We start from the raw sequence: 23,046 nt of genomic DNA on the forward strand, positions 1-23,046 counted from the left end.
ACGAATCATCTTGCAAAACAGCCGCTTACGCTTCATTTAAACGGGATGGAGACGACGATTAAAAAAGACCCCAGCGCTTACGGCGGGCCACAGGCAGCGGAGGTTCCTTATAAACGGCTTTGTTTTCAGCGAGAAGCGCCGCATTTTCCGTGAGCATGTAAATCAGCTCCGCCCCTGCTTCTTTTTTCAGAACGCTGACCGCCTCCTGATAATAAAAATTTCTCGGTCCGAGATTATGGGCGTCAGATGCGAGAAAGTGGATCAAATTCGCTTCCATCAGCTGCAGCGAAAAGGATTTCGCTTTCCGCCCGAATGCTCCGGCAATGCAGCCGGCCGTCACTTGGGCGGCCGCCCCTTTCTTCACAAGACTGTAAAGGACGGAAGGGTTTTCGCGAATTTCCCTGTTCCGCTCCGGATGGGCGATGACGGGGACATATCCGTTCAGCTGCAGTTCATAAAACAGCCTTTCAGCGTAGGCCGGGACATGATCCGCCGGAAATTCCGCCAGCACATACTTTGTATTATGGAGCGGGACAAGCGAGCCGCTTTGAAGACCTGCCAGCAGATCTCCGTCTATTCTGATTTCCTGGCCGGGCAGAACAGTCAGCGGAATGCCTTCCTTATTCAAACGTTTGTTTAACAGGCTGACCGCTTCGTTGACCGTATGCCGATCCGTGTCATAGCGGTATTTCACATGATGCGGCGTCGCGATGATCGTATCAATCCCCTGTCTGACCGCTTCTCTCGCCATCTTCAGGCTTTCTGTATCATCCGCCGCGCCGTCGTCTATGGAAGGAAGGATGTGACAATGGATATCTATCATATTTCAATCCCTCCTTAAAAAGAATGGACCGCGCCCATTGTGACATTATTGTCCGTAATAGGCGTAGTCCGAATGTTTCGTTTGTTTCTTCCCGTTCATAACGGCCCCAAGGAGCTTGCACGGGCAGTAATCGAGCGCTTCTTTCGCCTTGGCCGCTTTTTCTTTGTCCGTTTTCCCGCTTGAGATCACCATAATGGCCCCGTCAGTGTAGCTGCCTAATATTTTCGTATCGGCTACGGCCAAAACGGGAGGCGTATCCAAAATCACCTTATCATAAACTGCGGCTGCTTCTGACAGAAGATCTTTCATGGCACCCGTCGATAAAAGCTCCGCCGGATTGGGCGGGATCGGCCCGCTCGTTAAAATATCCAAGTTTGCTTCATCAGCCGGCAGGACGGCTTTCTGAAACGGCAGCTGTTTTAACAGCAGCGACGTTAATCCGGTTCCGTTATCCAATTTGAAGGTGAAATGAACCGTCGGTTTGCGCAGATCCGCATCAATTAAAAGCACTTTTTTCCCCTGCTGTGCAAATACGACGGCAAGGTTGGCCGCGGTTGTCGATTTTCCTTCTTCCGGACCGGCGGATGTGATCAAAAGGGACTTCACCTCCGTATCAACGGAAGAAAATTCAATGTTTGTGCGGATCGTGCGATATTGTTCTGAGTTGATGGATTTCGGCTCAGACATCGCAATCACGCTTCGTTTTCCGGGTTTGTCTTTTTTACGCGTCAACATGTCCGCCTCCCGCTTGTTTGGTTTCCGCCATCCTCACGTTTTTGGCAACGCTGTCTTTTGTACTGATTGAAGTAACCGTTCCCAGGATCGGGATGCCGAGCAGCGCTTCCAGCTGTTCTTCCGATTTGATCGTATTATCCAGATGTTCCAGCAAAAAGGCGAGACCGATTCCGCCCAAAAGTCCGGCGGCAAACGCAATCGCGATGTTCAGCTTACGGTTAGGCTCTGCCGGTGACTGGCTGTCCGACACTTCGGCCTTTGAAAGGATGCTGACATTATCCACGTTCATGATGGCGGTGATCTTGTCCTGAAAAACGGATGCAACCGCATTTGCCATAACGGCCGCCCGCTTAGCATCCGTATCCCGAACGGCAATCGTCACGACTTGTGAATCCTGCTCGCTGGATACCGTGATTTTCGATTCCAGCTCTTTCGAAGTCATGGACAGATGCAGCTGTTTAATCACCTCATCGAGGATGACCGGGCTTTTGATGATGACATTATACGTGTTGATTAATTGGAGGTTGGTTTGAACGTCATTGAATTGGACTTCTTTTTGATTGTTTTTGGATTGGCTGACCAAAATTTGAGTTGAGTTTTCATAGACCGGCGTAAGAGCGAAGAAACTGATGAGACCGCCTGCGGAAGATGCCGCCGCGGTAATAATAAGTATAAACAGCAGACGCTTTCTCAGTATTGCGAATATTTCCTTTATGCTTGCAGATTCTCCCATATAACCTCCATATCACTTTCCGTGTATTCCCATTCCCTCCAATGATCTTTTCCAATTACGATTATACAGCTTTGAACTGTCATTTCTAACCTTTTCAAATGACAAAATTCGACAAAAATAGACAATCACTTCAATCTGATTTATATTTGTAAGCGCTTTAAATGCTGGTGTCACAGGAAGATTAAAAAATCCCGCGGCCAAGAGCCTGCGGGATTTTATGTTGCATATCCATTTTTAATATAAGAAATCAAATTCTCAAGCATTTCTTTTGTGGTCATCTCAGAGGACTGCTCACCGATGTCGTGCGCATGCATTAAAATCTTCAGAAACTCCTCTTGATCTAACTTCGTTTTCTTCATCATTCGTTTCCTTTCGGCTTCCATTAAATTGAAAACAAGATTATTATATGCTGTCGGGTGCTGTTTTGCAATCTCTAATACATCATTCGACACATTCGGGTTTTTATGTCCTTTTTTAGGAAAAACTTTTTCCGGGCCATGTGTTGCGATATAATAGAGGAATTGGAATCTTTTTATTTTGTGACTCGTTAGGAGCGATAATCATGCTTCAGGATATGATTGCTAAAGAAGATGTGCTCGCAGCGGCTGAACAGCTTAAAGAACTTCTTCCTTACAATGAAGACAATGTTCAGCTGATGAAGAAAGCACTCATTTTATATCGGCAGGATTCCGTCTATCGTATACAGGTTCAAACCCCGACAGAGATTTCCGCATATGTGCAGGATGTTGTGCCTGTAAGGGTCACGCTGAACTTATTTTTCATGGTGAAAAGCGGCTGCGCATGCCCGTCTGAGGCGATCTGCCGCCACGTGCTCGCCGTTTTTCTTTACGTATATGCCCAATTCGAGCGGGTCGGTACCTTTACCGAACATTGGCTGGAAAGAGAAAAGCTTGAGGAAAGCAGGGAGCTTGTCCGCCGGCAGTTTCAGGAAAAAGTGCTGCCGAATGAAGAGTCGCTGTCAAGCTGGCTCGCTTTTTTTGATTCGGAATTCTCGCTGTGGGAGGCGCGGACGCCGGCCGGAAGCCAGACGATGCAGGGCCTTTATTACGGCTATCTGTCAGCGCTCAAAAAACACGCCCCGAAAAAACCCGAGCTTAAAAGCTTATATCAGATTCATTCGGCGCTTGCCGTCTGGCTTCACATGTTCACTTTGATTGAGTCAGGCAGATTGGATGCCGAAAAAGATTATTACAGCATTAATCCATACGTGGAACAGCTGATGGATACGATTTATTCCTCCATTGACAGACTGAAAACGTACGCCTTGTCTTTTTCACTCGATCCTTTTTTAGACCGGACGCCCCCGGTGCTCCGCAGACTGCTTGTGAAAGAAGAGCTTTTTCAATACGAACGCCTCCGGGTATTCGGTGAAATGTGGAGCGCGCTTTTGAACCGGCCGAAATGGGTCGCGCGTGAACAGGAGATTCTCGAACAGGAAAGCGGGCGCCGTTTTTCGCCGGAAGTGCGGTTCGGACGGCTTCATCTGGCCTTTTTGCAAAAAGATGATGAAGCGGTCTTTGAAGATATGTCCCGCTTCCCTCCTGAAGCGCTGCCGTACACCTTTCAATGGCTCGGTGAACTCACCGCGAAAAAAGACTGGAAACGGCTGAAAACATGGTATGGCCGGATCGAACCGCTTGCCGTGAACTATACGAAGCTTGATAAGCCGTTTAAAGAAATGCGCGACATCATCGGAGAGCTGTTTGCGCTGTTGGCGGATTATGCGCGGCACTCACGGGATGATCAGCTGTTTGAACGGTTTGCTTCCGGCTGCCTTCCCTATACCTTTACCGAATACAGCCAGTACCTGTACGAAAAACGGCGGTACGCGGAATGGGTGGAGATTCACAGCCTCGTCGGTTTTTCCGTCTGGGAAATTGAAAAGGACATCCTGAAGGAAATTGCCGCCAGTGATCCGGAAGCGCTCATCCCCTCCTATCACCGGGCGGCGGCCTTTTTTATCGACCAAAAAAACCGCAGCGCCTATAAAGAGGCTGCGCGCCATCTGAAAAAACTGCGGACGCTTTATAAAAAGGCAAAAAAACAGCAGGTATGGGAGCGTTATATCAGCCGGCTGAGCGCAAGCTACAAGAGGCTGCGCGCCCTTCAAGAAGAATTGCAGAAAGGAAAGTTGATTGATGGCGAGTCTTAAGGAAATTTTCATTCATGTAGAACAAATGGAAGATTGGACATTTACGCTGTCAAGCCATGATGAGAAGGAGCAGCCGCTTACTCTCAGTCAGATGAAGACTCATCTGTTCCAATGGCATGAGTCCACCTTTTACGGAACGTTTCTTGAAGACGTCAGCTTCATCGGCACTCCGGCCGTTCTGCTCAGCCCGTGGATGACCGTCGAGCTGCTTGGAAAAAACTCGTTCAATTCATTCAGCACCGTGCAGCTGACAAAGGAAACGGAACCGTTAATCGAAGCGGCTTCGACGATATACGAATTTATTGCCGACGGCGATTTTCTTCCGGATTATGACGCATGGCAAAATGGCGTCCTGCGCTTCAAAGACCGCGAGCTTTTGCTGGAAGGCTTTACGGCAGACTGGTTCTCAGCCGCGGTACAGGACTACATTCAGTACAATGATGACCTGCTGGAAAAATGGCGGCGGATCGAAACCCGTTCGCCGGCCGTTCATACGTTTAAAGGCTCCTTTTTGGATGAAGATGATTTTCTCGAGGGAATCGGCTGGCATGACGATCTGACGCCGTTTACCGTCGGGCTCCGATTAAACGAGCCTGATTTCGACGGTGACGACTGGAAAATCGAGATGTTTTTACGTGAGAAAAAAACCGGCTCCATCACCTTTTTCGACGGATTGAAGGGTCTGAAAAAAGCGTGGCAGGCATACAGCGGAAAAATCGCGCGCGAACAGGACCGCTTCCGCAGAACGGTTCCCTGGCTTTCGTTTGATTCAGGAACGACGCTGATCTCTGAAGAAGAGGCTTGGATCTTCTTATCGGAAGCGAGTGAGACGCTTGTCGATATGGGTGTGGAGATTCTTCTCCCATCATGGTGGCAGATTGTCCGGGACAGCAATATGATGCTCAAGGCGAAAGTGTCATCCTCCCCGCGGGGCGAGTCCTTCGTCGGCATGAACGCTCTGCTTGATTTCAACTGGAGATTCGCCACAAACGGAATTGAGCTGACAGAGGATGAATTCAATGAGCTTGTCGCAAACAACAGACGTCTCGTCAACATCCGCGGCCAATGGGTGAAAATTGATCCGCAATTTATTAAACAGATGAAAATACTGATGGAAAAAGCGGAATCTGAGGGCCTCCACATGTCCGACGTGCTGGCGCGCGAACTGATGGATCACGGGGAAAACGGAGCCGAGGACACGGACATCATTGACTCATCGGCATTTGCCGGGATCAAGATCGAATTATCAAAGCATCTCAGAAGCCTGATCCGCAAACTGACGGATGCCGGGGATCTGCCGGAGCATGAAGTCAGCGCCGCGTTTCAGGGCCAGCTCCGCCCTTATCAGATGTACGGCATGAACTGGCTTCTGTTTTTACGGGAAAACGGCTTCGGCGCCTGTCTCGCAGATGACATGGGACTTGGAAAGACGATTCAGATGATCGCTTATTTTCTCCATGTGAAGGAAAGCGGCCGGCAAAAAGCGCCTGCCTTAATCATTGCGCCGACATCGGTGCTCGGCAACTGGCAGCGTGAGCTCCAGACCTTCGCGCCGCAGCTGAAGGCCGTGCTTCATTACGGCCCCCGCAGGCCGAAGGGCGAAGCATTTGTCCCGGCATATCAGGACGCGGATGTCGTTCTTACTTCTTACGGCCTCTCGCACGCCGATCAGGAAGAGCTTTCTTCCGTGACATGGAGCACCATCTGCCTTGATGAAGCGCAAAATATTAAAAACGCGCATACGAAGCAGTCCCGCGCAATCAGAAAGCTGAAAGGCGTCCATCATATCGCGCTGAGCGGAACACCGATGGAAAACCGCCTGACAGAGCTTTGGTCGATCTTTGATTTTATGAACAAAGGCTATCTCGGCAGTCTGACCGGCTTTCATAAACGCTATGTGCTGCCGATTGAAAAAGACCGTGACGAAAAAAGAATCAACCAGCTTCAGCAGTTAATCCGGCCGTTTTTACTGCGCCGGACAAAACGGGATGAAGAAGTGGCGCTTAATCTTCCTGACAAGCTGGAACAAAAAGAGTTTATCCCGCTCTCAGCCGAACAGGCATCCCTTTATGAACAGCTTGTCAAAGATACATTTGAACATATGGCTTCTCTGACCGGGATGCAGCGGAAAGCGCTGATTCTGAGCATGCTCGGCCGCTTGAAGCAAATATGCGACCATCCTGCGCTCTATTTGAAGGAAGAACAGACAGAGCTGTTAAACGGGAGATCCGTCAAACTGGAAAAGCTGCTTGACTTAATGGCGGTGATCCGCGGACAAGGGGAAAGCTGCCTCATTTTCACCCAATACATTCAGATGGGCAACATGATGAAGCGCCTCCTGGAAAAAACATTCGGAGAACCGGTTCAGTTTTTAAACGGAAGCCTGTCCAAGCAGGAACGCGATTCTCTCGTCGAACGGTTCCAGAAGAAAGAATACCCGACGCTGATTTTGTCACTGAAAGCGGGCGGAATCGGTCTGAATCTGACGGCTGCCAATCATGTCATTCACTATGACAGGTGGTGGAATCCGGCGGTGGAAAACCAGGCGACCGACCGCGCCTACCGAATCGGCCAGGAACGGTTCGTCCACGTTCACAAACTCATTACGACGGGAACGATTGAAGAAAAAATTGATGCCATGCTCGAAACGAAACAAACGCTGAACGATCAGATTATCCAAAGTGAAAATTGGATTACCGAGCTGTCATCCGATGAGCTTGAAGAATTATTCACCCTCAGCGCATCGGCGCAATCACATTAAACGCAAAAAGACCGGCTCTCTCGGGAAGAGCCGGTCTTTTATGTCGTCCTTACTGTTACGCCGCATTTGCCATGAATGCGTCACGCCAGTCATGAACAGTATCGCCATACCTTTCACAGTAAATTCCTGATCATATACGCAACGCCGTTTTGATCATTTGTCAATGTAACGGCATCAGCGATCTCTTTAATATCTTCTCTCGCATTCCCCATCGCTATGCCTTTTCCGGCCGCCTGAAGCATTGAATAGTCATTTAAGCTGTCACCGACCGCAGCGGTTTCAGCCATCGGAATGCCGAGCTTTTGCGCCAGCCGTTTGAGCGCCTGCCCTTTAGAGGCGTTTCGAGACGCCAGTTCGAAGTTGTGATCGGCAGAGCTGACAAGGGTGAGATCTTTCTGACCGCTGAATCGGTCCCAGCCCGCTTTCAGCTTCCGCTCATCAAACGAAAATCCGAGAATATTATAAAAATCCAGATGCTCTTCTTTCTCAAAGAGCTCACGGTATGAATGAATGTAAGCAAAGCCGGACTGGCTGTATTGCACTGAAGCCGCCTGTTCCAAAACAGAAAGATCGGTTTCCGGATTGGCGCTTTTCACCCGGTCCATTTCGATATCAAGCAGCTGCCTGCCGGTTTCAGGCGTATAGATGGCTTTGTTTGTAAACACCTCATAATAATATTGATTCTCTTCAAGCCATGACAAAATGCCGCGGGCTCTTGATTCTTCAATCGCTTCACAGTGGTACAGGCTGCCGTCAGGAGCATGAATGGCGGCTCCGTTTGCGCTGATAATCCAAGTTTTTATGCCGAGCGGTTCGAATATGGAGTGCACATCAAAATGCGCGCGTCCAGTGGAAACCACGATTTCAATTCCCGCTTGCTGGGCTTCCCTTAAAGCCCGCTTGTTTTCATCGCTTACTTGATGACTGCTGTTCAGCAGTGTGCCGTCCAGATCTATGGCAATCAGTTTCACATGTCCTCATCCTCTTCTTCAGATTCAGTTACAAGCAATTCTACGCCGTGCCGGTCGAGCAGATCGCAAAAATCCTGATCAGGCAGCCGATCGGTAATCAGCAGGTCAACCTCGTGCAGGTCTGCATACTGATAAAAACTCGTACGGCCAAGCTTGGAGTGATCGCTCAGCGCAATCACCTGTTCAGCCTGTCGGATCATTTTACGCTTTACCATGCCGTCTTCTTCATGCGGAATCGTCAGGCCGTTTTCCGAGATGCCGACAACGCCGATCAGCACCTTATCAGCGTGATAATCCCCAAGTTTTTCTACGACGGAAGCCCCGTATAAAAACCGGTGTTCCTTCTGGAGCTTTCCGCCGAGCAGGTGAATATCAATTCCCTCTTTTGCGGAAAGGATATCGGCCTGATTGATCGAATTTGTAATAACAGTGCAGCCGGTGACATTTATATGCTCCGCGCAGGCCTGAACGGTTGTCGAGGTGTCCAGGATGATCCGGTCTCCTTTATGGATCAGGGATGCGGCCAGCTTGCCGATTTTGTTTTTCTCTTCAGAAACGGTTTTCAGCCGGCCCGAATAGCCCGGAACTTCCTGATTCACCGACGGCAGAATCGCGCCGCCCCGTGTTCTGATAATGGCCCCTCGCTCTTTCAGCTTTACAAGGTCCCTTCTTGCGGTATCTCTTGAAATATGAAGCAGCGAACATATCTGTTCAGCGGTGATCCGCCGATGCTGTTTCAAATATTCCATTATCGCAATCAGTCTTTCTTCTTGATACACGTCCTCATTCCCTTTTTTCGTCACTTATCTGTAAGTAATTATAAGTTTTTATCCCAATATATTCAATGTTTTTAAGTATTTATAAGCAAAATCACTTCTTTTTAACCATTTTTCAGCACCCGCACAAAAAAACCAGTCTTTCGACTGGCGAGTGGGAAGGAGGTATTGCGGGGCCCGCTGAAAGGCGGGAAATTGAGGAAAAAAGCATGCTATTCAGCCAGCGGCTCTTTCCGTTTCTGATCCATAAACCGAACGGTATCAGCCATGACCTCGGTCACATAAACTTTTACGCCGTCTGTCTTTTCATAGCTTCTCGTCTGGATTCTGCCGCTTACACCGACCATTGACCCTTTTTGGCAGTACAATGCCGTGTTTTCAGCGTTTTTTCTCCAGATGGTGCAGTTGACGAAGTCGGTTCCGGTTTCACCCGACGCGCTTTTAAAATTGCGGTTTACCGCCAACGTAATATGCGCGACGGGAATGCCCGCTGATGTAAAACGGAGCTCCGGATCTTTCGTCAGCCGGCCGACAAGCATAACGTGGTTAAACAAGCCGTATCCTCCTCTCTTTTTCGAGGCTGGCTTCATTGTAGTACAAGGGCTCATGAAAGCAAAAAGCGGAAAAAGCCGTTATCCGTTTAGGCTGCTTTTATGTTTTTGTTTTTCTTTCTGATAAAAAAAACTTTTGTTTTTGACCGCTTATGTAATATGTATTTTTGAGCAGCCGCGAGAAAAGTTTCGTTTTGAGCCAGTCTTTCTCAAACATGCGGACAAACTTTCCGCCGTCCCATGCGAACCAGTAAAAACTCAGCTTTTTATCAGTCAGTGAAAGCTGAATTTTATACTGTTCCATGCGGTCTTTTGTTTCATATAAAAAGACGACATTTCCCCTTCTGTTAAGATGCACCTCACAATCTTCCTTTTTGCATACCAAGTAGGAATGATCGTCTTTTCGCCTTGAACCGTCTTCTATATAGATTTCCTTCAGGCGCAATTGATTCATAAGCATCTCTCCATGACCATATTCTTTTACATTATAATGAAAAAATAGAAATGATTAAATGTTGACCGCCTACAAAAATGATGAAGCATGTCTTACAGCATTTTCCCGGGAAAAATGATATGTGTTATAATAAATGAACGAAAAACATGGACAACAGGGGTGAAAATAAGAGATGAAAACCTTTAAACTGGTTGATCTGAATGTGGAACGTTTAGATCAAGACGATCAGCCGATTGAACAGTTTCCCCTTTTAGACGGATTGATTATCAACAAAGAGGACGGAGAAAATCACTGGTTAATTGAAGCACTGGTCCCGGCCGAACACTTTTCTTTTTTTGACATGCTGATGAAAAGCCAGAAAGAAGCGAAGGTGTTTGTAACGATTACGAAAAAAAGCAACCGCCCCGCCCAGCTGACGGGAAGCATCAAAAATATCGTGGAGCTGGAAAAGAGTATACAAGTTTTAATTTACGGTCAAATGGTGTCAAGAAACCACCCCGGATCAGAAAGCATTCTGGAGTCGCTCGTAAAAGAAGGCTACTCGGGCAGCCGGCTGATTGAAGCGTTTAAACAAAAATTATAATCATAAAAAAGGCCGGACGTTAATCATCCAGCCTTTTTTGTGCCCTAGTCATTGTGAGGAGCCCGCTGTTTCAGCAGATCTCTGATTTCAGTCAGCAGTTCTGTCTGCTGATCTGTGTCTTCTGCTTCTTCAGCCTCTTCTTCTGCTTCTTTTTTACGTCTCAGCTTGCCTATTGTGCGGATCACGATAAAGATAGAAAATGAAATAATGAAGAAGTTCACAATCGTTTGAATGAAGCTTCCGTACTTGATATGGGCATCGCCGAATGTCACCGCCAGCCCTGAAAAATCAAGACCGCCAAGAAGCAGGCCGACAAGCGGCATGATGATGTCTTCAACGAGCGACGTCACAATTTTGCCGAAAGCGCCGCCGATGACGACACCGATTGCCAGATCCATGATATTGCCCCGCATCGCAAAGCTTTTAAATTCTGACCACATTACATTCACCCCTTTCTATACAAAATGGGCTTTTTTATAAGCCCATCTGTTTGTTTTTATTCTCCGAGCGCAAAGGTTAATTCAGCTTCACACACGAGCTCGCCGTCAACTTTGGCAACGCCTTTTCCGCGTCCGATCGTACCGCGTGCACGTGTAATGTCCACTTCAAGCTCCAGCTTGTCACCCGGTTTTACCTGCTTTTTGAAACGGCAGTTATCAATCCCCGCAAAAAACGCGAGTCTGCCCCGGTTTTCTTCTTTAATCAGCATCGCCACAGCTCCGACCTGCGCCAAAGCCTCTACGATTAATACGCCCGGCATAACAGGGTATTCAGGAAAATGGCCGTTGAAAAAATCTTCATTCGCCGTCACATTTTTATATCCCGCCGCCCGTTTTCCTTCTTCGACTTCCGTAATTCTGTCTACCAGAAGAAACGGATAGCGATGGGGAATAATTTCTTTAATTTGCTGAGTATCAAGCATTCTCTTGACATCTCCTTCATCGACAATAGTATGTATAGAAGGTATAAGTGGTAACCAATCTGTACATTTGGAAGTATATTATGAATCAATTTCTTTTTCAACCGCGCTGTAAACTGTAACCAGCTGGCAATGAGCCTCGTCCATTAATGTGTTATGATAAATAAAGATTTTTACCCTATGCAAAGAGGTTGGAAGATGATTGCTAAGTTTACTGAAAAACGCACGCTGGTGATGCTGAATGAGTGGTATGACGCCATGGGAAAACGCCAATTCGATCTAGCCCGTTCCCTTCACGAACAAATCAATCAGCATCTCCCCAAATTACAAAAGAATGCAAAGCTCAAACTCAGATATCAGCTGTTTTTCGCACGGTTTCAGCTGCTGTTTGAGAAAAAAGACGGTCTGACTAAATTGTTCTGCGAGCTGAAGCGGCGCAAAGATGAGATGGATCATGAATTAACTTATTATTTCTATTTTTTCAAAGGGTTATTCCATATGGTGAATGGCGCTCCGAACCGTGCTGTCTGCCGCTTTAAAGAAGCTGAACAGTACCTGCCGGCCATTCAGGACCGTTTCGAAGCCGCTGAATTTTATTATAAAACAGCGGGTGCATATTACATGATGAAGTCGCCTGCGCTCTCCATTCAATATGTCAACAAAGCGCTGGAAATCTATCAAGGTGAATTCGGCTACATCAAAAAAACACTCAGCTGCCGGCTGCTTCTCGCCGTGAATTACATAGACGAGGCACGCTATGAAGACGCAGAACAGCTCTTTAATGAATCCATAAAGATAACGGACCGGATCAATGACAATAACCTGCTGTGCCACGCCTATTATAATTTTGGTTTTTTAAAGACCGCCCAGAAAAAAGATAAAGAGGCCCTCCCTTTTTACAAAAAGGTATTGGGCAATCAGCGTTTCGAGAAAGAGTCTCCCGTTTCCTACCTGCATTGTGTATACGAAGCGGTCAGAGCACTTTTTAAAACCGGATATGCCGCCGAAGGACAAACCGTGCTGCAGAAAGGTTTATACATATCTGAAAAAGTGCAGAACAAGATTATGAAATTGAAGCTGACCGCACTCAACATACTGTACACCGCTCAGGAGGACCCGTACGACCGATTGCAGAAGCTCGTGCTGGAGCTGCAGAAAATTGAAGCGTGGGTGGATTTGGAAGTGCTGCTTCAGGATATTACTGATTACTACAAAAAAAAGGGCGATTTTGAGAAAGCCGCATTTTTTATCATGCGCGGCTGATCAAAACGCCCCTTCTTTTATCTGACTGAGTTGATTAAGCCCAGCATTTGGTCTCCCAATGTAATCGTGCGGCTGTTCAGCTGATAGGAACGCTGAGACACGATTAAGTCGGTCATTTCTTTTGACATATCGACATTTGAACTTTCAAGCGCGCCCTGCTCCATGCCGATTGCCTGCCGGTTTGCGCCGGTAAGCTCTTCAATCGCTGAAGCCCCCGCTCCGTTTACGGAAAACAGATTATCCCCTTCCGCATGAAGCGCCTGAGGATTATTGACATTGACGATGCCGAGGTTAAACGTCTGCGAACGGGTTCCCGCCTGGTCTGAAGCAGTCAGCGTTCCGGTTTTGCTGATTTTCAGCTGATTCAGCGAACTGTCAATTTGTATGGGCTGGCCGTTCTCATCGAGAATGGGATTGCCTCCCGCTGTCATCAGCTGAAGCAGCCGGTCATTTCCGCCGGCCGGCTTGAGGGAAAGTGAGCCGTCCCTTGTATACACCCGCCGTCCGTCCGCTTCTGCCTGAAGATATTGATAAGGTGATGTGAACGCGATATCAAGGTCACGGTCGGTTTTTTTGATGCTTCCCTGCCCTGAGTCCAGCTGCGGAGTCATGACCGTTCCGGCGCCGAGACGCAGGCCGGGCGGCGTTTTCCGCATGTTCGGCGAATTTTCCTTTTTGTCATCTATATGGTCATACTGCTGTCTGATCAGCTCGGAAAAGCGGGAGTCCCTCGCTTTATAGCCTGTCGTATCACTGTTTGAAAGGTTGCTGCTGACTGTATCCATCTGCTGCTGAAGCTGATTTAAGGCTGTTGAAGCCGTCAGCATTGATCTGAGCATCATAATTGAACGTCCCCCATTTTGTTACACTTTGCCGATTTCATTTGCGGCTTTATCCATGCTTTTATCGTAAGCCTGAATGACTTTCTGATTGGCTTCAAATGATCTGTATGCTTCCGTCATTTCTGTATACGTGCTCGTCACGTCCACATTCGAAAGCTCCGAGACGCCTTGCTTTAATGAATACGAGACCTGGGGATTCGCCGCCGCGCTCGGCAGTTCAGAGCCGTCGGCCGTGCTGTATAGGTCATTGCCGTCCCGTTTCAGATTGCGCACGTCTTCTTCCATTCTAATGTCAATCTGCCCCGCCGGCCGGCCGTTTGTCGTGACCGTTCCGTTTTCTGATACCGTGAATTTTTCATTGTCGACTGTAATCGGCTGTCCGTTTGTTGATAAAACAAGGTTTCCGTTTATCGTAAGCTGATTGTTTTCATTTAATGAGAAAGTGCTGCTTTTTGAATAGCGGACGCCGCCCGCGGTCTGCACGGGATAAAACAGCTCGGCGTTTTCATTCGTTTCGGCATTCTTGGGAACCTGATTCTCCATAAGCGCGATATCGGTCGGCTGATCGGTCGTTTTCAGGCTTCCCTGCGTAAACAACGGTTTCAGCTCCTGCATGTATACGCCTGTGTTGACGGAACCGATTTTCGTTTTTTTGTCGCCTTCTATTCGGCTCAGAAGCATCTCGGGAAAGGCGCGGATTGAACCTTGATCCTCTTTGTATCCTGACGTATTCGCGTTTGCGATGTTATTTGACAGCATTTCCGTTCTTCTCTGCTGTGTAATCATTGCGGACGTTGCGGTATATAATCCTTTTAACAAGTCTTCCACCTCTGAAATAGCATTATTTCCAGTTGCCTCACCGGAACATTTGTTCTATAATGAAAATCAGCATTTTTTCTTATTATCGGATTTACATTCCCGTTCGTGAAGGGTTTGACAGAAAAAAACCCCATTCTTTTTCAGAATGAGGTTTTATCATCAGCTCAGTTTGCGTTTTGGAAGCTTGTCCATGTTATCCAGCATGACGCCGGTTCCGACCGCAACACAATCCATCGGGTTCTCAGCGACAAGAACCGGCACCCTCAGCTCTTCGGCAAGAAGCTGATCAAGCCCGTTTAACAGCGCTCCCCCGCCGGTAATGATAACGCCGCGGTCGATGATGTCAGCGGACAATTCAGGCGGTGTTCTTTCAAGAACCTGCTTGGCGGCCTGCACAATGACGGCAACTGATTCACGAAGGGCTTCTTCCACTTCTTTGCTGTTTACTGTAATCGTTCTCGGCAGACCTGAAACCATGTCACGGCCGCGGATGGTGATTTCTTCATGACGTGCGTCTGGGAAAACCGTTGCGACCTTCACCTTAATATCTTCAGCGGTACGTTCACCGATCAGCAGCTTATACTCGCGTTTGATATAATTTAAGATTTCCATGTCAAACTTGTCCCCAGCCATCTTAATAGAAGAGGAGGTGACAATATCGCCCATAGAAATAACTGCGATATCTGTCGTACCGCCTCCGATGTCAACAACCATGTTACCGCTCGGCTGGAAGATTTCCATACCCGCGCCGATAGCGGCAACTTTCGGTTCTTCTTCAAGGTACACATGCTTTCCGCCGCTTTTTTCAGCTGCTTCTTTAATCGCTTTTTGCTCAACGGACGTAATATTCGTCGGGCAGCAGATCAGCATGCGCGGTTTTGAGAAAAGTCCTTTTACATTCAGCTTATTAATGAAATGTTTCAGCATGGCTTCAGTTACTTCGAAGTCTGCGATTACGCCGTCTTTCAGCGGACGGATCGCAACAATATTCCCAGGTGTACGTCCAACCATTCGTCTGGCTTCTTCACCGACAGCCAGCACTTTGCCGCTGTTTTTATCAAGTGCCACAACGGAAGGCTCATTCAGAACAATTCCTTTTCCTTTTACATGGATCAGTACATTTGCAGTACCGAGGTCAATTCCAATATCCCTTGCAAACATCTATTTATATCCTCCTTGATATCTGTTTCACAGTAAAATATCCACATTGTGCCCTAATTATATATATTATCATAATTTATCAAAAAAAAGCTGCTGAACGATATAAGTTCTTGACAAAATTTTGCGGATATTCGCGAAACCGCCCGGAGGAGAAAAAAGGGCCCGGCAGACGTCAGGCGCTACGGCTGCTGAACGGGCTCCCCTTCAAGAATTTCATCCTTCTTGTACTTTAATTTCGTCGCCTCGCCCCCCCTTAAATGTCTGATGGATTTATGATAATCGAGTATTTCTTTTACTTCATTCGCCAAGTCAGGATTGATTTCAGGCAGGCGTTCTGTCAGATCTTTGTGTACGGTACTTTTGGAAACACCAAACTCTTTCGCAATGACACGAACGGTTTTTTTCGTCTCCACGATATACTTACCAATCTTGATTGTTCGCTCTTTGATGTAATCGTGCACACCACTCGACCTCCCCAGTTGGATGTGAGAAGTGTGAAATGAGATCCGTATTCTGTAACAGATTCACTGATGATGCAGCTTCTTCGTTGTCCGATTATATAAGAAGGTTTTAGAAATATGCCCACGATCCCTCACCTCAAACACTCTCTTTGATAGGTTTGTAACAGTGTATTAGCAATGAATTGGGAATATGCTAAAAACTCAATAAGGACAAGGGGCGGGTCATAATTTTCTGCTTTTTGAACGGGGGGTTTACATCCGCGCGATCCTGCTGTAGAATGAAACAGCACAATTAGTTACTTAGGTAAGTTTTTTGAAAAGGAGAACGGAAATGATCCACGTCAACAGACGCCTCATTCATCAAATCAATCAATGCGCCCGCCTGATTACGAAGAAAGCCAATGAACGGCTGGAACCATTCGGCCTGTACTCCTCTCAATGGTCAATCCTATATTGCTTAAAAACGATCGGACCGATGACCCAAAAAGAAATCTGGTCCTATCTGAACGTAGAGGCGCCGACCGTTACCAGAACGATCAAACGCCTTGAAGAAAACGGCTGGATTCAGCGGGAACAGGGAGAAGACAAGCGGGAAAAGCTCGTCGTCCTGACGAAGGAAGCTGAATTGAAATACAACAGCATCAATCAAGAGATGCTGAAGTTCGAGGAAGACATGCTTGCGGATTTCCAAGATGGAGATAAGGAAGCTTTTTCTGAGTTTCTGAATGTGTTTTTAACGAAATAAAAAAGAAAGGGAAGTGCTGTACTTTTGAGTAAATCTGACTCGATCTGGACCAAAGATTTTATTATGGTCGTACTCGTGAATTTATTTGTCTTTGTGTTCTTTTATACATTTTTGGCCGTGCTGCCTATCTATATGATTCAGGAGCTTGGCGGCAGTGAATCGCAAGGAGGGCTTTTGATCAGCCTGTTCCTGTTATCTGCTATTATCACCCGTCCTTTTTCAGGGGCGATTATTGAACGGTTCGGCAAGAAAAGAATGACGATTGTATCTCTGGCGCTGTTCGCCCTGTCTTCTTATCTGTATTTGCCGATACACAATTTCTATCTGCTGCTCGGACTGCGTTTTTTCCAAGGCATCTGGTTCAGCATTTTAACGACGGTCACGGGCGCAATTGCCGCTGACCTTATTCCCGCCAAGCGGCGCGGCGAGGGGCTCGGTTATTTCGCGATGTCTATGAACCTTGCCATGGCGATCGGTCCGTTTCTCGGACTGAGCCTTGTGAAAGTCATATCGTTCCCGGTGTTCTTTACGCTTTTTGCTGTATTTGTTTCTTTAGGCTTGCTGATTGCTTTTATGATTCGTGTGCCGGATCAAAACAACAGCGGAACGACTGTCTTCCGTTTTTCTTTCTCCGACATGTTTGAAAAAGGCGCGCTTAAAATCGCGATTGTCGGGTTGTCCATTTCTTTCTGTTATTCAAGTGTGACTTCATATTTATCCGTGTATGCAAAGACGATCCACCTGTTGGATGTCAGCGGCTATTTCTTCGTCTGTTTCGCCGTGACGATGATGGCCGCCCGTCCTTTCACAGGAAAGCTGTTTGACAGAGTGGGGCCGGGAATCGTCATCTATCCGTCGATTATCGTGTTCTCCGCGGGGCTTTGCATGCTGGCGATGACAAACAGCGCCTTCATGCTTCTCTTGTCCGGTGCCGTAATCGGTCTCGGATACGGCTCTATCGTACCGTGTATGCAGACGCTGGCGATTCAGAATTCGCCCGGACACCGTTCAGGCTTTGCGACGGCGACCTTCTTCACTTTCTTTGACAGCGGGATTGCCGGCGGGTCATATGTATTCGGCCTCTTCGTCGCTTCGGCCGGATTCCATTCGATTTATCTGGCAGCGGGGCTGTTCGTCCTGATTGCTTTGCTCCTGTATGGCTGGAGCCAGAAAAAAAGAACGCCGCTTGAAGCGGACGGAAACGTTTCAATCGCAGACTGATATGACAAAAAGCCGGGGGGCAGCCCCCGGCTTTTTTTATTCGGCCGCTCTTTCCCGCACGATTCGCCCCTCCGCTTTTGCATAAGGAGGATGAATGTACATAAGCGCCGTATAACCGAGACATGATAAAATGACACCCGCAAACCAGGAAATATCATAGATGCCGGCGAACGCCGGGACGTACATCCCGATTAAAGAAATAAACGCGCCGAGAAAGGTCGCGGCAAAGGCCCGGTAATTATAGCCTTTGTAATAAGTGTACTGTCCGGTTTCCGAATAAAGGTCTTCAACTGAGAGCTGCCTTTTTCTGATGATAAAATAATCAGCCATCATCACCCCGGCCACCGGTCCGAGCATCCCGCCGATGAGTCCGAGAAACGCATATACATTCGTGGCGCTCTCCATCAGCTTCCATGGTATTGTGAACAGAGCCAAAACGGCGGTCAAATACCCTCCCCTTCTGAATGTAACATACTTCGGCAGGACATTCGCCAAGTCATAGGCCGGTGACACGATGTTTGCCGCCACGTTAACCGAGACGGCGGCGATGCAAAGTGTGATGACCGAAAGAGCGATGACGAAAGGATTATCAAACCGGGCCAAAATCTCCACCACATCCCAAATCGGTTCTCCGAATGCTACCTGTGATCCGGATGTCACCGTGATGCTTGCAAACGCAAACAGCGCAAACGTTCCCGGCAGCCCGTAAAACTGGCCGCGAATCTGTTCTTTTTGCGACGCGGCGAACCGGGTGAAGTCAGGGATATTCAGGATCAGCGTCGCCCATATTCCGATAATTCCCGTCACTCCGGCGGCGAACGGCCAAAACGTTTCAGAAAAGGTATGGAACTTTCCCGGCTGTGAGTAAATCGGACCGAGCCCGCCGGCAATATCTATCGCCCACCAGACCATGCCGCCGAAGACGAGATAAACAAGCGGGCCCGCCCACACTTCAAATTTTTTGATTGATTCCATGCCGTGCCGCAGCACAAGCAGATGAATGCCCCAAAAGAAAATGAACGACAGAAAGCCCGGCAGATGAAGCCCGAATATATTCCAATCTCCGCCGAGACTCCCCCAGCCAGGCCATATGTTCAAAAGCAGAATGTGTAAAGCCGTGCTCCCGGCAAATGTTTGAATTCCGAGCCACATGATGGCTGTAAACGCCCTGAGAAGCGCCGGAATGTTAGCGCCGTATATTCCGTAAGAGGCCCTGATAATGACCGGAAAAGGCAGGCCGTATTTCGTTCCGGCATGGCCGTTCAAGGCCAAAGCGGCGAACAAAATCAGTGACGCCGTCACGATAATGGCGAGCACCTGCCACGGAGAAAGGCCGATCGCAATGAGCCCGCCCACAGTCGCGTAGGTCGGGATATTATGAATACACCCCATCCAGATGGATGCAAAATTCATTGCTTTCCATGTCCGTTCGCCGTCTTCTAAAGGCAGTAAATCTTTGTTGCTCAGCCGATCACTCATTGTTTTTTTCATTTTCTCCCTCCCGCATGTACGTTTTCCTTACATCACATGTGAAAAAATATAACTGAAAATTCCGTAAATAACATTGGTTGCTGTCGACAATAATCGTTTTGTTTTTTGAGCACATTACACAAAAAAAGAGACGGGGAGAGCCCGTCTCTTTTTTTTGCGCCTGTTAAGAGGCTTTTTTGAGGAGAACCGAAAACCGGAACGCCATCAAAAGGCTTACGGCGCCGACAACGATAAGAATCGTCCCAAGCATATGAAAATGGCCGGCGGTAATTTCTTTCCCGAAAAGAATGCCCAAAATGACAGAAGACAAAATCGAACCGAGATACCGGCAGGTCTGAAACAGGCCGGACGTTGTTCCGACCATGTCGGCGGGGCTCGTTTTCAGCATGGCCGCCTGAAACGTGACATTTCCGAAGCCGTAGCCGACACCCAGCACGGACAGGATCAGCCCTTTTCCTATCATGGGCGCCTGAAGGAAGAAAAACGTTAACAGCACCGCTCCGATCGCGGTCAGACAGGTTCCGGCAACAATCGGCTGAAGAAGCCCTTTCTTATCTATCCATTTTCCGGTCAGAGGCGACACCAGAATACTCATGCCCGACATAAACAGCATAATCAATCCGCTTGTCTGAACGGACAAATGCATTTCATCCTGAAAATAGCTCGGAAGCCCGAAAAAGATGCAGTAAAAGAATATATTCAGCAAAATAAATTGAATATACACCGACGATAGTTTCCGATGCGTTTTAAACAGCCTGACATCTATAAACGGCTTCTCCGTTTTCAGCTCGCGCCAGATAAACAGCCCGATAAACAAAAGCCCGAATACGCCTTCTGTATAGTGAGGCTTCGTACTGAAGGACAATAAAAACGACAGGAGAAGGATAATCGCTCCGGCAAACAGAAGTATCCCGATCGTATCAAGCTGGCGGAGCACGCCTTTCAAGCCGCCGATCTCGCGTTTTTCATCTTTCGGAAACATATACATTCCGAGAAAAAAGCTGAGAATGATAAACGGCAGATTGACGAAAAAGATCGCCGGCCACCCTCCCCAAACGATCAGAAAACCGCCGAGAGTCGGACCGAGCGCCGTCATGGCTGATGCAAAGATTGACAGGACGGCCAGCGCCGAAGCCTGCTTCTCCTGTATATTTGAACGGATCAATCCGACGCCGGACGGATATATCGCGCTGCTTCCGATCGATTGAAAAAGCCGCATGATCAGCAATGTCATAAAAGTCGGCGCAAACGGCGCGCCGACCGCCGAGACGGCAACAAGCAGAAGCCCGATCAAAAACAGCTTCTTCCTGCCGAGCATATCACCGAGTTTCCCGGTAACAGGCTGCGCCACCGCGCTGGCCAGATAAAAGGACGATATCAGCCAGGACACCGTTGTAAACGACAGGTGAAATTCATGCTGAATACTGTGAAGCGCAAGAGAAATCATCGACGAGTTCAATGGGTTCAGCATCGTCCCCGAAGCCACGGCCGTCAAAAACAGAACGCGGCTTTTTTTGGAGATTGTCATTTTGTCTGTGCGATAAATTCTTCCGTCGTCCGGCTTCTGCCGATTTTCGGGAAGATAAACTTGAGTGTCGCTTCGTGCTGTTCATCGCTGAATGTCGCCATCGCGTCAGTTACGAAAACTTGCTGATACCCGAGCTGAAAAGCTTCCCGCGCCGTGCTTTCCACACCGATGTTTGTCGCAATCCCGCATAACACAATCGTGTCGATTCCCCGTCTTCTGAGCTGAAGGTCCAGGTCCGTGCCGAAAAACGCGCCCCACTGCCGTTTTGTTACCGTATAATCATTTTCTTTCACTCCGATTTCAGGCACAAATTCAGCCCAATCCGCCGGCGGAGCCGAATGGCCCGCCGCCTCTTCATCCGTCAGCGGCTTCAGCGCATCCGCTCCGTCATGAAAATCCACGTTCACAAAGCTGATAAATCCGCCTTTTTCCCGGAACACATCAATTAATTTTTTCGCGTTCGGCACAACGGTACCGCTTTTATCCATCGGCACAATGCCTTTTTGTAAATCAATAATGACCAAAGCCGTTTTTTCAAATTGCAGATTCAATGATGTTGTCATAATGATTCCTCCTGATGCAGTTAGTGTTTCTCACCCCGTTTATTTTACTCTTTCCCGGACAGGATTTCTTCCGCCATGCTCTGGCGCTCTTTTTATGGATATAAAGTCGCATGACACCCCTTTGAAAAAGCGACATTATGAACGCAAAAAACCATGTCAGATAACCTTACACGAAAATGTTTTATCGTTCTTTTTTCTCTATAATAATGAATTAATCACGATTACATTTTGAATGAGACGGAGGAATACAACATGCAGATGGGCGATACAGTATTTATGTTCTTTTGCGCTTTACTCGTGTGGCTGATGACCCCCGGGCTGGCTTTGTTTTACGGCGGAATGGTAAAAAGCAAAAACGTGCTCAGCACGGCAATGCACAGTTTTTCTTCCCTCGCCATCGTATCCGTCGTTTGGGTTTTGTACGGATATTCACTTGCTTTTGCTCCTGGGAATACATGGCTTGGCGGGATTGAATGGGCCGGACTGAAGGGGGTCGGCTTTGAACCCGGAAGTTATAGTGATACGATCCCGCATTCATTATTCATGATGTTCCAAATGACGTTTGCCGTACTGACGACGGCCATTATTTCCGGAGCATTTGCTGAACGCATGAGATTCAGTGCTTTTCTTGTATTTTCCTTTTTGTGGGCTTCCCTCGTATATACGCCCGTTGCGCACTGGGTATGGGGCGGCGGCTGGATCGGCCAAATGGGCGCTCTTGACTTCGCAGGCGGAAACGTCGTCCACATTTCTTCCGGGGCCGCCGGGCTCGTGCTGGCGATTGTGCTCGGGAAACGCAAGGACGGCACGGCGGCTTCGCCTCACAACTTAATTTATACGTTCTTGGGCGGAGCGCTCATTTGGTTCGGATGGTTCGGCTTCAATGTCGGCAGCGCCCTCACGCTTGACAGTATCGCGATGTTTGCCTTCATTAACACAAACACCGCGGCTGCGGCCGGAATTATCGGCTGGATTTTAATCGAATGGATGCTGAACAAAAAACCGACCATGCTGGGTGCTGTATCAGGCGCTATTGCCGGGCTTGTCGCCATTACGCCGGCTGCCGGATTCGTTACGCCGTTCTCTTCCATCGTAATTGGTTTCATCGGCGGGCTTGTCTGCTTCTGGGGCGTGTATTGGCTCAAAAAGACTTTCGGATACGATGATGCGCTTGACGCTTTCGGCCTGCATGGAATCGGCGGGACATGGGGCGGCATCGCGACCGGTTTATTCGCCACCACTTCCGTCAATGACGGCGGGGCAAACGGGCTGTTTTACGGCGATCCGGGACTGCTCTGGAAGCAGATTGCAGCCATTGCGGCAACCTATGTATTTGTATTTATTGTCACTTTCGTTATCATTAAAATTGTAGGTCTGTTCATTCCCCTCCGCGCCAGCGAAGAAGAAGAGTCACTTGGGCTTGATTTAACGATGCACGGGGAAAAAGCATATCAGGACTTATAAAGTGAGGAG

General features: G+C 48.1%; 24 protein-coding genes. 7 read left to right on the forward strand and 17 right to left on the reverse strand.

The annotated features are described in order from the left end of the window. Positions 1 to 58: 58 nt before the first annotated feature. From VP472_RS17700 to VP472_RS17715, 4 genes are all read right to left on the reverse strand, one after another. Positions 59 to 823, reverse strand: coding sequence for a tyrosine-protein phosphatase (locus tag VP472_RS17700; RefSeq protein ID WP_146275684.1), 765 nt, complete (start codon positions 821 to 823; stop codon positions 59 to 61). Between the two features lie 45 nt (positions 824 to 868). Beyond that, positions 869 to 1,558, reverse strand: coding sequence for a CpsD/CapB family tyrosine-protein kinase (locus tag VP472_RS17705; protein WP_014305982.1), 690 nt, complete (start codon positions 1,556 to 1,558; stop codon positions 869 to 871). Further along, entirely contained in the window at positions 1,545 to 2,291 is a 747-nt protein-coding gene (locus VP472_RS17710; RefSeq protein WP_146275686.1) for a protein-tyrosine kinase activator TkmA, read from the reverse strand. Before VP472_RS17710 ends, VP472_RS17705 begins: the two co-directional genes overlap by 14 nt. A 215-nt stretch (positions 2,292 to 2,506) precedes the next feature. Next, the gene (locus VP472_RS17715) at positions 2,507 to 2,650 is read right to left on the reverse strand and encodes a YwzD family small protein (RefSeq protein ID WP_003151259.1); all 144 of its coding nucleotides are present in this window, start codon (positions 2,648 to 2,650) and stop codon (positions 2,507 to 2,509) included. 203 nt (positions 2,651 to 2,853) lie between these two features. On the opposite strand from VP472_RS17715, the gene VP472_RS17720 reads away from it, so the two are divergent. Both VP472_RS17720 and VP472_RS17725 read left to right on the forward strand, forming a co-directional pair. After that, positions 2,854 to 4,464: an SWIM zinc finger family protein gene (locus VP472_RS17720; protein WP_003151257.1), complete on the forward strand. Its 1,611-nt coding sequence runs from the start codon at positions 2,854 to 2,856 to the stop codon at positions 4,462 to 4,464. Continuing rightward, positions 4,451 to 7,225 carry a DEAD/DEAH box helicase gene (locus VP472_RS17725; RefSeq protein ID WP_146275688.1) on the forward strand — a complete coding sequence of 925 codons (2,775 nt, stop codon included), beginning with the start codon at positions 4,451 to 4,453 and terminating at the stop codon, positions 7,223 to 7,225. Before VP472_RS17720 ends, VP472_RS17725 begins: the two co-directional genes overlap by 14 nt. A gap of 113 nt (positions 7,226 to 7,338) precedes the next feature. On the opposite strand, the gene VP472_RS17730 is transcribed toward VP472_RS17725, so the two are convergent. The 4 genes from VP472_RS17730 to VP472_RS17745 form a co-directional block, all read right to left on the reverse strand. After that, the gene (locus VP472_RS17730) at positions 7,339 to 8,196 is read right to left on the reverse strand and encodes a Cof-type HAD-IIB family hydrolase (RefSeq protein ID WP_146275690.1); all 858 of its coding nucleotides are present in this window, start codon (positions 8,194 to 8,196) and stop codon (positions 7,339 to 7,341) included. Continuing rightward, a complete protein-coding gene (locus VP472_RS17735) occupies positions 8,193 to 8,975 on the reverse strand; it encodes a transcriptional regulator GlcR (protein WP_102422821.1) in 783 nt (260 codons plus the stop codon). Before VP472_RS17735 ends, VP472_RS17730 begins: the two co-directional genes overlap by 4 nt. Before the next feature lie 209 nt (positions 8,976 to 9,184). Continuing rightward, positions 9,185 to 9,526 carry a single-stranded DNA-binding protein gene (locus VP472_RS17740; protein WP_003151249.1) on the reverse strand — a complete coding sequence of 114 codons (342 nt, stop codon included), beginning with the start codon at positions 9,524 to 9,526 and terminating at the stop codon, positions 9,185 to 9,187. A 97-nt stretch (positions 9,527 to 9,623) separates the two neighbouring features. Then, positions 9,624 to 9,977 carry a hypothetical protein gene (locus VP472_RS17745; protein ID WP_003151247.1) on the reverse strand — a complete coding sequence of 118 codons (354 nt, stop codon included), beginning with the start codon at positions 9,975 to 9,977 and terminating at the stop codon, positions 9,624 to 9,626. Positions 9,978 to 10,149: 172 nt separating this feature from the next. Between VP472_RS17745 and VP472_RS17750 the strand changes: the two genes are divergently transcribed. After that, the gene (locus tag VP472_RS17750; protein WP_146275692.1) at positions 10,150 to 10,560 is read left to right on the forward strand and encodes a YwpF-like family protein; all 411 of its coding nucleotides are present in this window, start codon (positions 10,150 to 10,152) and stop codon (positions 10,558 to 10,560) included. A 44-nt stretch (positions 10,561 to 10,604) separates the two neighbouring features. Here VP472_RS17750 and mscL read toward each other — a convergent pair whose 3' ends face one another. Continuing rightward, the gene (gene mscL, locus VP472_RS17755) at positions 10,605 to 11,000 is read right to left on the reverse strand and encodes a large conductance mechanosensitive channel protein MscL (protein ID WP_015418395.1); all 396 of its coding nucleotides are present in this window, start codon (positions 10,998 to 11,000) and stop codon (positions 10,605 to 10,607) included. Positions 11,001 to 11,056: 56 nt separating this feature from the next. Further along, on the reverse strand, positions 11,057 to 11,482 hold the full coding sequence (gene fabZ / locus VP472_RS17760) for a 3-hydroxyacyl-ACP dehydratase FabZ (RefSeq protein ID WP_003151242.1): 426 nt from the start codon (positions 11,480 to 11,482) through the stop codon (positions 11,057 to 11,059). Between the two features lie 195 nt (positions 11,483 to 11,677). On the opposite strand from fabZ, the gene VP472_RS17765 reads away from it, so the two are divergent. Further along, positions 11,678 to 12,742 (forward strand): tetratricopeptide repeat protein, encoded by a 1,065-nt coding sequence (locus VP472_RS17765; protein WP_003151240.1) that lies wholly within the window; start codon positions 11,678 to 11,680, stop codon positions 12,740 to 12,742. A gap of 17 nt (positions 12,743 to 12,759) precedes the next feature. On the opposite strand, the gene VP472_RS17770 is transcribed toward VP472_RS17765, so the two are convergent. The 4 genes from VP472_RS17770 to spoIIID form a co-directional block, all read right to left on the reverse strand. Further along, the gene (locus tag VP472_RS17770; RefSeq protein WP_031379247.1) at positions 12,760 to 13,581 is read right to left on the reverse strand and encodes a flagellar hook-basal body protein; all 822 of its coding nucleotides are present in this window, start codon (positions 13,579 to 13,581) and stop codon (positions 12,760 to 12,762) included. Positions 13,582 to 13,605: 24 nt separating this feature from the next. Then, on the reverse strand, positions 13,606 to 14,403 hold the full coding sequence (locus tag VP472_RS17775) for a flagellar hook-basal body complex protein FlhO (RefSeq protein WP_007614310.1): 798 nt from the start codon (positions 14,401 to 14,403) through the stop codon (positions 13,606 to 13,608). Between the two features lie 159 nt (positions 14,404 to 14,562). Further along, complete coding sequence (mbl, locus tag VP472_RS17780) at positions 14,563 to 15,564, reverse strand: cell shape-determining protein Mbl (RefSeq protein ID WP_003151237.1); 1,002 nt, start codon at positions 15,562 to 15,564, stop codon at positions 14,563 to 14,565. 179 nt (positions 15,565 to 15,743) lie between these two features. Next, positions 15,744 to 16,025, reverse strand: a complete 282-nt coding sequence (spoIIID, locus tag VP472_RS17785; RefSeq protein ID WP_003151236.1) for a sporulation transcriptional regulator SpoIIID — start codon at positions 16,023 to 16,025, stop codon at positions 15,744 to 15,746. 331 nt (positions 16,026 to 16,356) lie between these two features. On the opposite strand from spoIIID, the gene VP472_RS17790 reads away from it, so the two are divergent. Continuing rightward, positions 16,357 to 16,770, forward strand: coding sequence for a MarR family winged helix-turn-helix transcriptional regulator (locus tag VP472_RS17790; RefSeq protein WP_014305988.1), 414 nt, complete (start codon positions 16,357 to 16,359; stop codon positions 16,768 to 16,770). 24 nt (positions 16,771 to 16,794) lie between these two features. After that, positions 16,795 to 17,991, forward strand: coding sequence for an MFS transporter (locus tag VP472_RS17795; RefSeq protein ID WP_057080288.1), 1,197 nt, complete (start codon positions 16,795 to 16,797; stop codon positions 17,989 to 17,991). Positions 17,992 to 18,027: 36 nt separating this feature from the next. On the opposite strand, the gene VP472_RS17800 is transcribed toward VP472_RS17795, so the two are convergent. The 3 genes from VP472_RS17800 to VP472_RS17810 all read right to left on the reverse strand — a co-directional run bounded on the left by VP472_RS17800 (position 18,028) and on the right by VP472_RS17810 (position 21,573). Next, positions 18,028 to 19,482: an NCS1 family nucleobase:cation symporter-1 gene (locus VP472_RS17800; protein ID WP_146275694.1), complete on the reverse strand. Its 1,455-nt coding sequence runs from the start codon at positions 19,480 to 19,482 to the stop codon at positions 18,028 to 18,030. Between the two features lie 163 nt (positions 19,483 to 19,645). Continuing rightward, positions 19,646 to 21,010, reverse strand: coding sequence for an MFS transporter (locus tag VP472_RS17805; protein WP_146275696.1), 1,365 nt, complete (start codon positions 21,008 to 21,010; stop codon positions 19,646 to 19,648). Then, positions 21,007 to 21,573 (reverse strand): isochorismatase family protein, encoded by a 567-nt coding sequence (locus VP472_RS17810; RefSeq protein WP_007614320.1) that lies wholly within the window; start codon positions 21,571 to 21,573, stop codon positions 21,007 to 21,009. The genes VP472_RS17805 and VP472_RS17810 overlap by 4 nt, the downstream gene beginning before the upstream one ends. A gap of 252 nt (positions 21,574 to 21,825) precedes the next feature. On the opposite strand from VP472_RS17810, the gene VP472_RS17815 reads away from it, so the two are divergent. After that, entirely contained in the window at positions 21,826 to 23,037 is a 1,212-nt protein-coding gene (locus VP472_RS17815; protein ID WP_060673906.1) for an ammonium transporter, read from the forward strand. Positions 23,038 to 23,046: the final 9 nt, after the last annotated feature.

Origin of the sequence: Bacillus sp. MT(2024) (assembly GCF_036362845.1) — a bacterium.
Taxonomy (GTDB): Bacteria; Bacillota; Bacilli; order Bacillales; family Bacillaceae; genus Bacillus; species Bacillus velezensis.

Coding starts and splice junctions, on each gene's coding strand:
- VP472_RS17700 (WP_146275684.1), bottom strand. CDS start 823: ATGATAGATATCCATTGTCACATCCTTCCTTCCATAGACGACGGCGCG.
- VP472_RS17705 (WP_014305982.1), bottom strand. CDS start 1,558: ATGTTGACGCGTAAAAAAGACAAACCCGGAAAACGAAGCGTGATTGCG.
- VP472_RS17710 (WP_146275686.1), bottom strand. CDS start 2,291: ATGGGAGAATCTGCAAGCATAAAGGAAATATTCGCAATACTGAGAAAG.
- VP472_RS17715 (WP_003151259.1), bottom strand. CDS start 2,650: ATGAAGAAAACGAAGTTAGATCAAGAGGAGTTTCTGAAGATTTTAATG.
- VP472_RS17720 (WP_003151257.1), top strand. CDS start 2,854: ATGCTTCAGGATATGATTGCTAAAGAAGATGTGCTCGCAGCGGCTGAA.
- VP472_RS17725 (WP_146275688.1), top strand. CDS start 4,451: ATGGCGAGTCTTAAGGAAATTTTCATTCATGTAGAACAAATGGAAGAT.
- VP472_RS17745 (WP_003151247.1), bottom strand. CDS start 9,977: ATGAATCAATTGCGCCTGAAGGAAATCTATATAGAAGACGGTTCAAGG.
- VP472_RS17750 (WP_146275692.1), top strand. CDS start 10,150: ATGAAAACCTTTAAACTGGTTGATCTGAATGTGGAACGTTTAGATCAA.
- mscL (WP_015418395.1), bottom strand. CDS start 11,000: ATGTGGTCAGAATTTAAAAGCTTTGCGATGCGGGGCAATATCATGGAT.
- fabZ (WP_003151242.1), bottom strand. CDS start 11,482: ATGCTTGATACTCAGCAAATTAAAGAAATTATTCCCCATCGCTATCCG.
- VP472_RS17765 (WP_003151240.1), top strand. CDS start 11,678: ATGATTGCTAAGTTTACTGAAAAACGCACGCTGGTGATGCTGAATGAG.
- VP472_RS17770 (WP_031379247.1), bottom strand. CDS start 13,581: ATGCTCAGATCAATGCTGACGGCTTCAACAGCCTTAAATCAGCTTCAG.
- mbl (WP_003151237.1), bottom strand. CDS start 15,564: ATGTTTGCAAGGGATATTGGAATTGACCTCGGTACTGCAAATGTACTG.
- VP472_RS17790 (WP_014305988.1), top strand. CDS start 16,357: ATGATCCACGTCAACAGACGCCTCATTCATCAAATCAATCAATGCGCC.
- VP472_RS17800 (WP_146275694.1), bottom strand. CDS start 19,482: ATGAAAAAAACAATGAGTGATCGGCTGAGCAACAAAGATTTACTGCCT.
- VP472_RS17805 (WP_146275696.1), bottom strand. CDS start 21,010: ATGACAATCTCCAAAAAAAGCCGCGTTCTGTTTTTGACGGCCGTGGCT.
- VP472_RS17810 (WP_007614320.1), bottom strand. CDS start 21,573: ATGACAACATCATTGAATCTGCAATTTGAAAAAACGGCTTTGGTCATT.
- VP472_RS17815 (WP_060673906.1), top strand. CDS start 21,826: ATGCAGATGGGCGATACAGTATTTATGTTCTTTTGCGCTTTACTCGTG.